Below are 13,911 nucleotides of genomic sequence, written 5' to 3' on the forward strand. Positions count from 1 at the left end.
ACCCTCCTTATTGCAATCCATACTGTCGAAGAATATGAAAGTAGTCTTCCACTTGTTGGATAGCTTTTAATTTCTCTAAAACACCCTTCTTTTGAAACATTTCAATCAAATTTTGCAGCATCTGCAATTGTTCATGGGGCTCTTTCAAAGCCAACATGAAAATCAGCGAAACTGGAATCTCCTTATCACTCGTTCCCATTTCAATAAATGGCAACGGAGTCGCTAAGGAAAGAAACCCGATTTGCGATTTTTTTACATACTGGCTGTCCGTATGGGGAATGGCTACGCCGATCCCATTGATCATCAATCCAGTGGGGAAAATCGTTTCTCTTTTCACCACATTCTCAAAGTATTCTTCCGTCACACATTGATTCTTCAAAAACTCATCCGTCAGCATCTGAAACGCCATTTCTTTAGAATTTACCTGTTTATTTAGTAATGCAATCTGTTGGTCAAAAAACATCCGGATTCCCTCCTTTTACAAGTTTACGATAAAGCTCTTCTCGACTTTTACTGCTAACCACCCATCGTATTTCTTCAGGAGAGTTGAATAAATCGTATATAGACGCAATCAATTCTTTTGCTTCTGACATATTTTCTTCAGCGATTGCCAAGAGAACGACTAATTGAACTTCGGTGTCTCCCCATTTAATGGCTTTAGGTAGTGTCACAAATGTTAGCTTAGTTGTTTTGACCGTTTGCGGATCCGCATGAGGGATCGCAACCCCGGTTTTTAATCCCGTACTGCCTAATTCCTCTCGTGCATAAAGTGATTGCTTAAAATCAGTCGTAACTAAATGATGGTTCAAATAACTCTCGGCAAGAAAATCCAAAACTTCTTTTTTTGTGCCAAAGGGTTGGTTGATATACAAAAATGCGGGATCTAAATACTTTTGTAACAGTTTTGACGACTGATATTTGGCAGAGTGGAACTTCTTTTCATTTTCATTGATATTTGAAAGATTGGCTGAAATCATCGCTATTTCTTCGGTAGACGGTAGCGGCGAAACATAGAGCACCGGAGGCGACACTGCCTCTAAAGGAACCGTTGAGATAATAAGGTCTACCGATTCCAAGGAGGTACTTGCTAGCTTTTCCTTACTGATGATCTCCAAAACCGTTGTTGCGGAAATCGTCTGTTTGATGCGGTTAAAAATCAGCTCCGACGTTGCCAAACCATAATTACAGACAATCAGTACGTGCTTGGTGACTTTGATTTTTTCAAATGCCAATTGAAAATGAATCGTCAGAAAGGAGACTTCATCTTCCGTTAAGGATAAAGCAAAACTTTTTTCTAACGCACCAATCGCATATTTGGTCAATGTGAACATGGTGGAGTATTGTTTCTTGATCAGTTTCAACAATGGATTTTTGACCAGCATCCCATTTTGCAAACGATGAATCATTGGGACGATATGAGAAAGTAAGGCCTGCAGCAACAAATGATCTTGCGTCAAATCTGTATCCAATAAGCGAGACATCTTGACAATCATTTCTTCCGTAACCTGAATGACATTGGCTTCTCTTTTTTCGGTGATCTGCATATACGGCTCAATCCCGTGGGCCAAAAGCAACGAACAAAGATATTGGATGTCGGTATCTACTAGAGAAACGGCGAGCTCTTTTTCAATTCGCTCAGAAAAAGAAACCCCCACCATATAAAGCTTCATTTGCTTTATTTTTTCAAAAACAAGATTTTCCTGTTGTTCCAAATGAATGCCTAAACAAATACGGGAAAGAAAAATTTCTAATGAAACTGTCAATGATTCAACAAAATAACTATTTAACTGACGCCCGAGGGTCAATGAAAGCTCCGAGATCAATGTTGCAGTCAATGCAACGATTTTTGGCTCAAACAAGGATTGGATCGCCGCATGATCCAGTCTTGCTGAATCAGTGTACTTCTCCAGAAAAGATTTAAAGGTTGCCTGTTGAACCGATTCTTCCGCTTCTAACTTCAGCCCCTTTGTAGTCATCACTACGTCAACATTTTTTGTACGGCAAAAAGTAAAAATCTCATCTACATCTTTTTTGATCGATTGATAACTCACATAGAAGTAATCTGCAAATTCTTGATAGTGCATCGGTTTTTTGGCAAAGAAATAATTGGCAAAAAGAAATAATTTCCGATATTCAGGCGAATATTCGTCGACAGTTGTCTTCTCCGTAACAATGAGCTGATAGGCCTTTTCCCTTGCCTCTGGGCTTCCTTCCAGCTTGACCCCTTTTCTAGGTAAGCGTGAAACGGTCAATCCATAGGTGTTGATTTTTTCTTCCAAATTCGCCAGATCAGTATAAACGGTCTTTAAAGAGACATAGAGCTTTTCTTGGAAAAAAACTGCCGGCTTAAATTCCTTTTGTGCCAATAACAACTGCAACAGCACTTTTTCTCTTCTGCTTAATTCCATTTGATCACCTCCAGGAAGCGCTTCCTTGACTATATATTAGGGAATATTCCTCTAAGAGTAAATAATATCTAACTACCACATTAATCTGGTAATTCTTACATTTTCGACTTTTCTCACAAACAGCGGAGTTTGCAAACGGAATAGATTCTTGTATCCTAAAGAAAACGAAGCCCAATAGAAAGGATGAACGACATGGAAAACACAATGGAGGCGTTAGACCGAGGACCTTTTTTTCATGGCACCAAAGCATCACTGAAAATAGGCGAATTACTGGAACCAAAAAAAGAATCCAACTTTGAAGCCGGACGGATCTCCAACTACATTTACTTCACGGCAACATTGGATGCTGCCAAATGGGGAGCCGAATTAGCCAAAGGAAACGGACAGGAAAGAATTTATTTAGTTGAACCAATCGGCACCTTTGAAAATGACCCAAACTTGACCGATAAGCGCTTCCCTGGCAATCCAACCCGTTCCTACCGCTCGGCTTTTCCTTTAAAGGTCGTAGCAGAATTAGGGGTTTGGGAACGGCATCCCGAAGAAGTGATTCAACAGATGTTATCCCACCTGCAGCAGCTTGCCGAAGATGGAAAAGCCGAAATCATCGATTGACAGGTTCCTTAGCCCGGTAAAGCCACCCCCTTTTCCTTGCCGTCAAAAAGAAAAATATTCCAATAAGTGCAGTGCTACAATACAGAAAAGGAATGGATTGATTAAAAAAGAAAGTAGGAATAATGATGTATGTAGGATTTGATATTGGCGGCACAACAATCAAATATGGGGTTCTTGATGAAACAGGCGCCATTCTGGAAAAAAATATACTCCCGACAAACTACGATCCCCAGTCTTTCTATCAAGATTTAACGACCATTATCAGAGAAGCGCAGAGCCGCTACTCGATCACAGGAATTGGCATCAGTGCGCCGGGCATCGTGCAAAAAGACGGCTTGATGCTGACCGCTGGCGCCATAAAACCATTGTATGGCGAAAATTTCAAAACCACATTAGAAGAACGCTGTGGTTTGCCAGTTTCTGTCGAGAATGATGCCAATGCCGCCGCCATCGCAGAAAAATGGATCGGCAATGCCCAATCCTTCTCCAACTATCTTTGTCTTGTCTTAGGAACTGGCGTTGGCGGAGGAATCGTGATCAACGATCAAGTGTATCGCGGTGCCCATGGTATGGCGGGGGAATTTGGCTGGATGGTGATCGACGCGTTACCTAAGACAGGGAATAGTGAGGAAGTTTCCATCAATCGTAAAGCCGCAGTTGTTGATGGCTTAGTCCGAATCTACAATCAAAAAGGCAGTCAGCTAACGGAATTTCAAGCGACGACAGATGCGCGAGAAATTTTTCAGCGGGCACAGATGGGAGAAGCATTAGCAGAAGCAGTGACCCAACAGTTCCTAACCGATTTGTCCGTCGGGCTGATCAATTTAATCAGTTGTTTCGATCCAGAAGCCATTTTGATTGGCGGTGGTATCAGTGCCAACCCATATTTCTTTGAACGACTGCAGCAGACATTAACAACTGTCGAAACACAACACGCTGCCATCAACTATTTACGGGGAAAAACAATTGCTCCCGTGTTGCCTGCCAAATTGCAAAATGATGCTGGATTGATTGGCGCAGTTTATCAGATTCATCGGCAACTGACTTGCTAAATCATGGTATACTCGTCATATACTCTGATGAGATAGCGAGGAAGATTTATGGCCGTTTTTCAGCATTTGAACTTAAACAAATTGTCTTCAGTTGAACAAGAGATTTATCGTTTTATCGTCAATAATTTAGAAAAAGTCCCCTATATGCGGGTACGGGATATTGCAGATGATGCCCACGTTTCTTCCACATCGGTCTTTCGTTTTGTTCAAAAAGTCGGATTCGATTCATTCCCTGAATTTCGCTTTTATATCAAGACCCATTTGGAAAAAGTCCATTATGAAGAACATCAAAAACAGTTGTCCCTTGAAGAACGGATTCATGGATTGAATATGACGATTTTTCATCCCGATGTGGAATACCAAATTAAGAAGATGGCGCAAACGCTGCGAGAAGCAGATTGTATTTTGTTTATGGGGATGGGAGCATCCGGTGCCATTGCGCAATACGCCGCCCGCAAGCTCGCTAATATTGGTTATTTCTGCATCAGTATCGATGAACTGACGTATCCGATCCGTAGTTTCTTGCGAGCCGATCAAAAAAACGTTCTGGTCTTTTTGAGTGTTTCCGGTGAAACAAAAGAATTGATCGAAGTCATTACTGGACTAGCCAATAAAGCCATTGCTCAAAAGTATTGCATTACTCAAAATAAAGACAGCTCACTCGCCCATTTGTGCGACTATTCCATCGAATATGCCGTCAAAGAAGAGCGCAAAGAGATCTTTCTCGATTTAACTAGCCAGCTCCCAGCCATCGCCATCGTGGAAACACTGATCGGCTATTTACAAGATGAGCCAACGTCCTAGGAATTAACCAGCACAGAAAACAACTGACCCCGAAGAATGCACCACCAAAAGGCGATTTTTTAAGCAGCCTTTTGGCAAGCCTACCCTCGTCTGTTGTATTCTGTGTTTTTTTTGTAACCGCTTGTTCCCTTCATGGAATAAATTTCTTCCTGACAGAATATGGTTCTAAAATCGAATGCGCTTACTTTTTTCGACAACCATTCGCTATAATAAGGCCATCAAATAGAGAAAGGTGTTCCTGTTATGCAAAAATTTAATGATCTACTAGACCGGTCCTTGGTTCCAATTGCTACTAAATTGAATAACCAGCGGCATGTCGCAGCCATTCGTGACGCATTTATGTTGATTTTCCCGTTGACGATTTCTTCTTCGTTAGTTATTTTGGTCAACAACATCTTATTTTCAAACGATAGTTTTATCGTGCAATTATTTCAACTCTCAAAAATTTTTCCTAATCTAGAAAGTGCCCAGCAAGTATTGGCGTCTGTTGCCAACGGAACCATCAATATCATGAGTCTCTTCATTGCTTACTTAGTCGCACAGATTTTGGCAAAACACTTTGATGCTGATGCGACATTAGTTGGGTTGACCAGTATCGCTGCGTTTATGATCTTATACCCAACTTCTTTTGCTGTTGATGGGGTCAATGCTATTTCCACTCAATATTTAGGTGCCCAAGGTTTATTCGTGGCCATGATCGTTGCTTGTCTGGTAGGAGAATTCTTGCCAAAACTATTCAAAGTCAAACGATTGCAGATCAAGATGCCCGATATGGTACCACCGGCAGTCTCCCGCTCGTTTTCTGGTATGATTCCTATCGTGATCGTCGTAGCAGTTACTGCATTGATCAATTTCTTGGTATTAATGATTGCGCCAGAAGGCATCAATGAATTGATCTACAAAGGGATCCAAAGCCCATTGCGTGATTTAGGCGGTAATGTCGTTGGGGTCTTGATTTTAGCCTTCTTACAAACATTGCTCTTCTCCATCGGGATTCACGGACCAAATACACTGAATGCCGTTCGTTCTGCAATTTTTACCGAACAAGATTTGGCTAACTTAGATTTCATCAACCAAGGCGGTTCCTTATGGGATGTCCCTTACAAAGAAACATGGGGTGTATTGAACGATATGTTTGCCAACATGGGCGGAACGGGAATGACGTTAGGTCTGATCATTGCGATTTTCATTGCTTCAAAACGACCGGAACAACGGGAAATCGCTAAGATGTCCTTAGTTCCCGGCATTTTCCAAATCAATGAACCAATGATTTTTGGGTTGCCGATCGTCTTGAACCCAATTATGATCATTCCCTTTATTTTGACGCCAATGGCGAATATTTTAGTGGGTTATTTTGTGACCGTGGTTTGGCCGATCATGCCGACACCAGCAATCGGCGTGCCTTGGACCACACCGGGGATCATCAACTTGTTCCTAGGGACAGGCGGAAATGCGGTGGCCGCAATCGTTGGTGTGGTCTGTCTGGCGATTTCCGTATTGATCTACTTACCATTTGTGATCGCTTCAAACCGTTCACAAAAAATCGAAGCGTAACTTTTAGGAGGAAAGAAATATGTGCAGCAAACTGCCGAAAGATTTTCTATGGGGTGGCGCGATTGCTGCCCATCAAGCAGAAGGGGCTTGGAACGTTGCCGGACGCGGCATGAGTATCGCTGATGTGATGACTGCCGGAGGAAATGGGATTCCTCGTGAAATCACGAAAGGAATCAAAGAGGGTTTCTATTATCCAAATCATGAAGCGATCGATTTTTATCACCGCTACAAAGAAGATATTCAGTTATTCAAAGAATTAGGTTTAAAGTGTCTCCGCACATCCATTTCCTGGAGCCGTATTTTTCCAACCGGTGAAGAAGATGAGCCCAATGAAGCGGGTCTGCGCTACTACGATGATCTTTTTGACGAACTATTAAAAAACGGCATCGAGCCAGTCATTACATTGTCTCACTTTGAGATACCTTATGCGATTTATGAAACCTACGGCGGCTTTGCCAATAAAGCTGTGATTCCCCTCTTCGTCAAATTTGCGAAATGTGTCTTTGAACGCTACAAAGACAAAGTCACCTACTGGATGACTTTTAATGAAATCAACAATCAAGCAGACGGACAGGAACCACTACATGTCTGGACAAACTCTGCCATGATCATTGAAGAGGAAAATAAAGAAGAATTAGTCTTTCAAGCAGGGGTCAACGAACTGATCGCTAGTGCGGCGGCAGTTATCGAAGGAAAGAAGATCAATCCAGACTTTCAAATCGGCTGTATGATGGCTTATGTCCCTATCTATCCTTATTCCTGTGCGCCAGAAGATTTGATGGCTTCGGTCAAAGCCAATGAACGTCGTTACTTCTATAGTGACATCCACGTCAGAGGAAAGATTCCGACCTATGCCCAAACTTACTGGCAGAAAAAAGGGATCAAAATCCAAATCAGTGAGGAAGAGAAGGCTTTACTAAAGGCAGGGACTGTTGATTATATTGGTTTCAGCTATTATATGTCAGGAACAATCACGACATTAGAAACCGTCGAAGGCCAACCGACCGACGATATCCCTCACGCAAAAATCGTCCGTAATCCCTATATCACCGCGACGGATTGGGGATGGCCAATTGATCCCGTAGGACTTCGCTATGTCTTAAATACGATCTATCAGCGCTATGACTTGCCGCTCTTTATTGTAGAGAACGGCTTTGGTGCCTATGATCAATTAACAGCAGAAAACACGATCCATGATCCCTACCGCATCGCTTATTTACGGCAGCATATCGAGCAAATGGAGAAAGCCATCATAGAAGATGGTGTACCTGTTTTAGGTTATACCCCTTGGGGAATCATTGATATCGTCAGTTTTGGCAGCGGTGAAATGGAAAAACGCTACGGCATGATCTACGTCGATAAAGACAATGCCGGCAACGGAAGTCTGCAACGCTTGAAAAAAGATTCCTTTGCTTGGTATCAGCGAGTCATCGCCACCAACGGTGAAGAACTTTAGCCACGGCTGATATCCTCTAAAAAAAGCGACCACCTAAAAGATATTTCTTTCAGGTGGTCGCTTTTTTATGGGTTCTTATTTGATTTCCTTTCCGTTTTTTCGTTTATCATAGCAAGAGAAAACGGTTTAAATACGTCGTTTCAAATAAGCAGCTGATGATTCGTAGTTGTCTCCATTTGTCTATTTAAATGAAATTTCTATCCAACAACTAAAGATAAGCAAACTCTTTTGATCCTCTTCTCTATCCTTGTCCATAATAAGCCTGTGCTCCATGTTTTCGATAAAAATGTTTATCTAATAGATAGGAATCAATTGGCTTGATTGACTGCGCCAATAGCTCAGTCCCCATTGCCATCGCCGCCACTTCCTCAAGAATGATACTGTTTTGTACTGCTTGTTCTACCGTTTTCCCCCAAGTAAAGGGACCGTGTCCATATACGATGACTGCTGGACACGCAGTTGGATCAATCTGTCGCTTTTCAAAAGTTTCACTGATGACATTGCCAGTTTCTCGTTCGTAGTGTGATTCAATCTCTGACTGTCTTAACTGTCTTGTACAAGGTACCGGGCCATAAAAGGTGTCGGCATGAGTCGTTCCGTATGCTGGAATGTCTCGTCTTGCTTGTGCCCATTTAACCGCATTTGTTGAATGAGTATGAACCACAGCATTCATTTCTGGAAATTTCTCATATAAGACAACATGCGTTGCTAGATCAGATGAGGCCCGTAATTGGGACTGATCGATAGGGTTTCCTTTTAAATCAGTCACAACCATATCATCAGCGGTCATTTCATTGTAAGCTACTCCACTTGGTTTAATGACTATTATTCCGTGTTCTCGGCTGATTTCACTGACGTTCCCCCAAGTTAACTTAACCAATCCGCTTTTTGGCAATGACAAATTTGCTTCATAAACTCGTTGCTTCATCGCTTGAATCGTTGCTTCCATCGAGGTATCCTGCCTCCTTTAGTTTAGGTAGTAAAAATGTTTTTGCTTGTTCAATCTCAGCAATTGGATCATCACATGATTCACTCCACATCTCCACTACAAAAGAACCATTGTAATTTAATCTTTTAAGGGTACGCAGACATCCTTCAAAATCGACACATCCATCGCCAAATGGAACTTCTTTAAACTTACCGCTAAAATTATTGGTTACTGATAGCGTATCTTTCAGATGAATTTGAGTAATTTCTCTTATTCCTTTTTCTAATTCATAGCCAACATCATTTTCCGGCCAGGCAGAAAGATTACCAATATCTGGGTACACCTGAAGATATGGTGAAGGAATCTGTTCTTTGATTTTAAGGTATTTAGTAATGGAATTAATAAAAGGATCATCCATAATCTCAATGGATAAAACTACGCCTTTTTCTGAAGCAAGAGCAACCGCTTCTTGCAAGTTTTCAATGAATAAGGCTCTGCTTCGTAAGCTTTTTTCTTCATAATAGACATCATAGCCTGCTAGTTGAATACAGCGAATACCTAAATCGGAAGCTAAATTGATCGCTTTTTTCATGATCGACATAGCCGTTTTCCGTTTTTGCTGGTCAGTAGATCCAAGAGGATATCTGCGATGAGCGCTTAAACACAAAGACAATATCTTCACTCCAGTTTCATAAATCGCTTCAACCACTTCTTTACGTTCAGCTAGAGTCCAATCCAAACGCTTCAAGCGGGCATCTGTTTCATCAATGGATAATTCTACAAAGTCAAAACCTAATTTTTTGGCGAATAATAAGCGTTCTCGCCAATTTAAATCTTTTGGTGTAGCTTTTTCGTATAATCCAATCATACTCATCTTAATTACCCCAAATGCGTCTTATTTCTGCTTGAAAAGCTTTTGCTGCTTGCTTCGGATCATTTTCAGCGGTGATACCCCTACCTGTAATAAACGTATCCACATCAATTCCTGCAAATAGTTTTAGCGTATCAACACTTAAACCGCCTGTCACGGAGACGCGAAAACCCATCTCTACCAATTTTTTCACTTTTTCTAAATCTTTTGTTCCCCAGGTTTCTCCAGCCAAGAGTGCATCGCGGCTTTGATGATAGATAACTTGAGAAATCCCAGCATCTAGCCATTGTTGTGCTTGATCAAAGGTCCAGTCGCCATACAGCTCTACTTGAATTTCCTTTATTTCTTTTGCGGCGGCTTTCATTGTTGGAATCGTTGCTGCACAGATAACTGTCATATAATCTGCTCCCGCATCAGCGCAGTTCTTAGCTACCGTCCCACCAGCATCTGCACATTTCGTATCTGCGACAATCTTTTTATCTGGATACAATGCTCTAAAATACCGTAAAACTTTTTCACCTTCTTGCAACAGTAAAATCGTTCCTGCTTCAATAATATCCACTACATCCCCCACATGTTTAACATCAGCTAAAGCACTGGACAGTTCAGAATGATCACAGGCAATTTGTAATTTGGGAAGACTCATTTTTCTCACCTTTTTCTTTCAATTTGTTCAATGACTTGCAAAATTACTCGATTTCCTGACTTTTACGAATCGAGCAAGCCTGCTTCGCGAGCTCGTTCTGTAATTTCTTTTGGCGACATAACATTTTTAACCCCAATAACGGTTACTCCCTTATCTTTTGCTTGATCAAACATATGAATGAAATTCATAGGGGTAAACACCACGTCATAGTTTTTTGCCGTACTTTTTCCTTCTGAAATTGCACAGTGATGAATCATCGTGATATTGATTCCTTCTGCCTTCAATGCTTTCTCCACGCTACGCATCATCATTAAACTTGTTCCAGATCCATTTGCACATGATACCAATACTCTCATTTGTTTTTCCTCCTAAAGTCACTAGTAAATTTAAGTTTTATACTTCTTGCTGTTTTTTCACGTAAGCATCATAATCATCTACAATTAAGAAATATCCTTCTGGATTTTTTCTGTATTGCAACTGAGGAATGATCAATAAAAGCACAACCACTAATACTATTCCAACAATACCCAGGAATTTCATCAATACCGTAAAGAATGGCCATACTGTCGCCCAGTCGAACATTCCTAAGTAACCACCATATTGTGATAGACCTACCCAAGTAGCAATTAATGCAGAGCCTCCAACTTGAATGATCCCAGATAGAAATGGGAAAATACAAGCAGCTTTGATCCCGCCGCGATTATTAGCGAATACAGCAATGGCAGCATTATCAAAGAACAATGGAATAAATCCAGCTATGACAATCGTTGGTGATTTTAAAAGAATCAGTATTCCGATCATCAAAAATTGTCCTAATGCACCAAATAAGAAACCGACTGTCACTGCATTTGGCGAACCAAATGCAAAAGTTGCAGCAATATCAATTCCCGGCACAGCCCCTGGTAAGATCGTGTTCGAGATTCCTTGGAAAGAATCTGTCAGTTCAGAAACAAAGGTACGTACACCTAATTGTAAAATTGCTAAATAGACAGCAAACATCAAGGATGTTTGAAGAATATAGAACAAGAAGCTTTGTCCTTCAACCATAAATCCTGCAGAGATCAAATAATCTTGACCTAATGTTAGTAAGATAATGCCAAAGAAAAAGAGCATCAAAATTGATGTGGACACCATATTTTCATTGAATATTGACAAGAAACCAGGCATCTCTATATCCTCTAATTTGCGATTCGATTTGTTTTTCTTGAATCGTTCGGATAATCGAGAGAAAAAGTAAACCCCAAACATTTGCTGATGCGCAATTGCAAACCCAGCTCCCTCTGTTAAATCCTGACAAATTCCTACCGTTAAATTAGAACCTACTGCCCAATAACAGCCTAAAATCAACCCCATCACTAGTAGAACTTCAATTCGGCCAAATTCTGGAAAACAAAAGAGCAGTAACCAAAATGCAGTTGCAGCCTGCTGTACCTGCACATTTCCGGTTGTGAACACTGCTCGCAGCTTCGTATATTTTTTGAAACGAACGAGCAAAATATTAAAGATAAAGGCAATCAACAATAAAAGCATCGTATCCCCAAATGTTCGGCCAAAAGTTTCTTCGATTCCAGCAGTGATCGCATTTTGACCAAAATAAGGATCGGTTACCATCGCATCTAATTCAAACCGTTCTTTTAAACCTACTAAAATTGGTCGAAAATTGTTAACAAGTCCGCCTGATCCAACCGTTAAGATCAAATAACCAACCGTTGCCTTTAAAAAACCCGCTACACATTCATAAAATGGACGTTTCAACAATAGATAACCGATCAATACAATAAATCCAATTAGAAATGCTGGTTGCATCAAGATATTTTGTGCAAAATAATCCCATGCGCTAAGTAAAAAATCTAGTACCTTCTCCATCTAATCCCTTCTCTCCTTTGATTCATCATACTTTCTCATTACGGACTCAAAATCTGCCATCGTATGAACGGTCATCAAATCTTCAATCACTCCTTCTCTCATCAACAGTTCTGACAAGTTTGCAATATTTTCCATATGTGCTTCCGGATTTTTTGCAGCTAGCATGAAAAACAATTTTGCATCTTTTTCTGAATTACCTTCTTCAAAAGAAATATCGGTTGGAAAAATCGTCAAACCAATACCCGTTCCTAAAACCCCTTGACTTTCCGCAGAAGAATGCGGCATCGCCACATTAGGGACGATGACAATATAAGGGCCAAAGGCACGAACGTCTCGAATGACATCCTCGATATATTGGTCTGAGATCAGCTCTTTCTCTTTTAAAACTTTTCCACTTATTCGAATGGCTTCCTCCCAATCTTTTGGTTCTTGATTGGTAATGTTTATCAAATCATTGTCGTAAAAATACTGCAGCATCCAATTGTATCCCCTTTCAATTCTTTCAGTAAAAGCAATCTGCCAATAAAAAATGAATCTGTTTTACAAAAACGATGGGAACGGCGTGTCATTATCAACCACAAAGGCGTCTTCAAACCCACGGTAGAAGTTAAATTCTAGATCATCTTTATTCGTTGGATAAGTGAACTTGCCACCTACTTGCCAAATATAGGGTTTGAACTTATACTGCAACCGATCTTTCTTAAATTTCCAAATCTCGGTAATTTCTTTTGGATCGGCCATAAAGTTTGACCAGATATCATAGTGAACGGGGATAACAACTTTAGCATTCAACGATTCGGCCATCCTTAACATATCCACTGAAGTCACTTTATCTGTGATTCCGCGAGGATTCTCTCCGTAAGCCCCTAAGCAGACATCAATCGTGTACTGGTTGCCATGCTTTGCAAAGAGATTTGAGTAATGAGAATCTCCCGCATGATAGATTGTCCCACCAGACGTTTCAAACAAATAATTCACAGCAATCAAATCCATGTCCTGAGGCATTTTTCCTTTCAACTTCACTTCAGGATCTTCACAAGTAACCAATGCAGTTCGATCAAAAGCTTCTAATGCACGCACTGTCACACTTCCTACTTTGATTGCATCCCCTGGTTTAACAACAACAGTTTTCTCTTGTGGGATTCCCCAACGAAGCCATGTATTTACCACTTCTTGAGGCCCAATAAACTGTGCTTCTGGACAATTTTGATGAACGGCTGCTGCAGTATTGATGTCCAAATGATCTGAATGGATGTGCGTTACGATTAACGCATCCACCTGCTTGATTGCAAAGGGGTCAATGACAAAAGGCTGTGTCCTCAAATTCGGTTGCATTTTTTGAACGCCACTCATGCGCATCATTTGATGTCCTTTTTTCATTTGTCCATTTCCATGCGTTCTTTTTCCTGTACCACACCATAAATCACATAAAATATTCGTTCCTTCATGGCTCTTTAGCCAAATTCCAGTGCAACCTAACCACCAGATTGAAACGGTGTTCTCAGCTACTTGCTCTTGTTCAATTTCTTCATTTAAGTAGGTCCCCCACTCTGGAAAGGTTGATAACACCCATTTTTCTTTCGATATTTCGTTTACATTGGCCATTTTTGTTCCTCCCTTGTACTAATTATGATTTGATTTTACTGAAAGAATTGAAAGGGGATACAATTGGATGCTGCAGTATTTTTACGACAATGATTTGATAAACATTACC

The 13,911-nt window shown here is 40.8% G+C and carries 14 protein-coding genes; 5 read left to right on the forward strand and 9 right to left on the reverse strand.

Translation table 11 applies throughout. The features are described from left to right. Window positions 1-7 precede the first annotated feature (7 nt). Window positions 8-463, reverse strand: coding sequence for a PTS sugar transporter subunit IIA (locus Q0A12_RS01420; protein ID WP_291290938.1), 456 nt, complete (start codon window positions 461-463; stop codon window positions 8-10). After that, window positions 453-2,408: a PRD domain-containing protein gene (locus tag Q0A12_RS01425; protein WP_291290939.1), complete on the reverse strand. Its 1,956-nt coding sequence runs from the start codon at window positions 2,406-2,408 to the stop codon at window positions 453-455. Before Q0A12_RS01425 ends, Q0A12_RS01420 begins: the two co-directional genes overlap by 11 nt. Window positions 2,409-2,600: 192 nt before the next feature. Between Q0A12_RS01425 and arr the strand changes: the two genes are divergently transcribed. From arr to Q0A12_RS01450, 5 genes are all read left to right on the forward strand, one after another. Then, complete coding sequence (gene arr, locus Q0A12_RS01430; protein ID WP_291290940.1) at window positions 2,601-3,020, forward strand: NAD(+)--rifampin ADP-ribosyltransferase; 420 nt, start codon at window positions 2,601-2,603, stop codon at window positions 3,018-3,020. Between the two features lie 125 nt (window positions 3,021-3,145). Then, complete coding sequence (locus Q0A12_RS01435; protein WP_291290941.1) at window positions 3,146-4,072, forward strand: ROK family protein; 927 nt, start codon at window positions 3,146-3,148, stop codon at window positions 4,070-4,072. A gap of 48 nt (window positions 4,073-4,120) precedes the next feature. Then, complete coding sequence (locus Q0A12_RS01440) at window positions 4,121-4,876, forward strand: MurR/RpiR family transcriptional regulator (protein ID WP_291290942.1); 756 nt, start codon at window positions 4,121-4,123, stop codon at window positions 4,874-4,876. Between the two features lie 243 nt (window positions 4,877-5,119). Further along, a complete protein-coding gene (locus Q0A12_RS01445; RefSeq protein ID WP_291290943.1) occupies window positions 5,120-6,430 on the forward strand; it encodes a PTS transporter subunit EIIC in 1,311 nt (436 codons plus the stop codon). A gap of 19 nt (window positions 6,431-6,449) precedes the next feature. Beyond that, complete coding sequence (locus tag Q0A12_RS01450) at window positions 6,450-7,886, forward strand: 6-phospho-beta-glucosidase (protein ID WP_291290944.1); 1,437 nt, start codon at window positions 6,450-6,452, stop codon at window positions 7,884-7,886. 241 nt (window positions 7,887-8,127) lie between these two features. Here the strand turns inward: Q0A12_RS01450 and araD are convergent, their stop codons facing one another. The 7 genes from araD to ulaG form a co-directional block, all read right to left on the reverse strand. Next, window positions 8,128-8,835: an L-ribulose-5-phosphate 4-epimerase AraD gene (araD, locus tag Q0A12_RS01455; RefSeq protein ID WP_291290945.1), complete on the reverse strand. Its 708-nt coding sequence runs from the start codon at window positions 8,833-8,835 to the stop codon at window positions 8,128-8,130. Further along, window positions 8,795-9,688: an L-ribulose-5-phosphate 3-epimerase gene (locus Q0A12_RS01460; protein ID WP_291290946.1), complete on the reverse strand. Its 894-nt coding sequence runs from the start codon at window positions 9,686-9,688 to the stop codon at window positions 8,795-8,797. The genes araD and Q0A12_RS01460 overlap by 41 nt, the downstream gene beginning before the upstream one ends. Before the next feature lies 1 nt (window position 9,689). Beyond that, window positions 9,690-10,331, reverse strand: a complete 642-nt coding sequence (locus Q0A12_RS01465; protein WP_291290947.1) for a 3-keto-L-gulonate-6-phosphate decarboxylase UlaD — start codon at window positions 10,329-10,331, stop codon at window positions 9,690-9,692. Between the two features lie 62 nt (window positions 10,332-10,393). Beyond that, window positions 10,394-10,687, reverse strand: a complete 294-nt coding sequence (locus tag Q0A12_RS01470; RefSeq protein WP_291290948.1) for a PTS sugar transporter subunit IIB — start codon at window positions 10,685-10,687, stop codon at window positions 10,394-10,396. Window positions 10,688-10,724: 37 nt separating this feature from the next. Continuing rightward, window positions 10,725-12,197, reverse strand: a complete 1,473-nt coding sequence (locus tag Q0A12_RS01475) for a PTS ascorbate transporter subunit IIC (protein ID WP_291290949.1) — start codon at window positions 12,195-12,197, stop codon at window positions 10,725-10,727. Continuing rightward, complete coding sequence (locus Q0A12_RS01480) at window positions 12,198-12,674, reverse strand: PTS sugar transporter subunit IIA (protein ID WP_291290950.1); 477 nt, start codon at window positions 12,672-12,674, stop codon at window positions 12,198-12,200. Between the two features lie 63 nt (window positions 12,675-12,737). Continuing rightward, on the reverse strand, window positions 12,738-13,802 hold the full coding sequence (gene ulaG, locus Q0A12_RS01485; protein WP_291290951.1) for an L-ascorbate 6-phosphate lactonase: 1,065 nt from the start codon (window positions 13,800-13,802) through the stop codon (window positions 12,738-12,740). Between the last annotated feature and the right edge of the window lie 109 nt (window positions 13,803-13,911).

The organism is Enterococcus sp. (assembly GCF_022711995.1).
In the GTDB taxonomy this organism is placed as follows: domain Bacteria; phylum Bacillota; class Bacilli; order Lactobacillales; family Enterococcaceae; genus Enterococcus_D.

Bases quoted from the DNA above. Each gene is read 5' to 3' on its own strand.
- Q0A12_RS01475 (WP_291290949.1), bottom strand. From the start codon at position 12,197: ATGGAGAAGGTACTAGATTTTTTACTTAGCGCATGGGATTATTTTGCA.
- Q0A12_RS01450 (WP_291290944.1), top strand. From the start codon at position 6,450: ATGTGCAGCAAACTGCCGAAAGATTTTCTATGGGGTGGCGCGATTGCT.
- araD (WP_291290945.1), bottom strand. From the start codon at position 8,835: ATGGAAGCAACGATTCAAGCGATGAAGCAACGAGTTTATGAAGCAAAT.
- ulaG (WP_291290951.1), bottom strand. From the start codon at position 13,802: ATGGCCAATGTAAACGAAATATCGAAAGAAAAATGGGTGTTATCAACC.
- Q0A12_RS01460 (WP_291290946.1), bottom strand. From the start codon at position 9,688: ATGAGTATGATTGGATTATACGAAAAAGCTACACCAAAAGATTTAAAT.
- arr (WP_291290940.1), top strand. From the start codon at position 2,601: ATGGAAAACACAATGGAGGCGTTAGACCGAGGACCTTTTTTTCATGGC.
- Q0A12_RS01420 (WP_291290938.1), bottom strand. From the start codon at position 463: ATGTTTTTTGACCAACAGATTGCATTACTAAATAAACAGGTAAATTCT.
- Q0A12_RS01480 (WP_291290950.1), bottom strand. From the start codon at position 12,674: ATGCTGCAGTATTTTTACGACAATGATTTGATAAACATTACCAATCAA.
- Q0A12_RS01425 (WP_291290939.1), bottom strand. From the start codon at position 2,408: ATGGAATTAAGCAGAAGAGAAAAAGTGCTGTTGCAGTTGTTATTGGCA.
- Q0A12_RS01445 (WP_291290943.1), top strand. From the start codon at position 5,120: ATGCAAAAATTTAATGATCTACTAGACCGGTCCTTGGTTCCAATTGCT.
- Q0A12_RS01440 (WP_291290942.1), top strand. From the start codon at position 4,121: ATGGCCGTTTTTCAGCATTTGAACTTAAACAAATTGTCTTCAGTTGAA.
- Q0A12_RS01435 (WP_291290941.1), top strand. From the start codon at position 3,146: ATGTATGTAGGATTTGATATTGGCGGCACAACAATCAAATATGGGGTT.
- Q0A12_RS01470 (WP_291290948.1), bottom strand. From the start codon at position 10,687: ATGAGAGTATTGGTATCATGTGCAAATGGATCTGGAACAAGTTTAATG.
- Q0A12_RS01465 (WP_291290947.1), bottom strand. From the start codon at position 10,331: ATGAGTCTTCCCAAATTACAAATTGCCTGTGATCATTCTGAACTGTCC.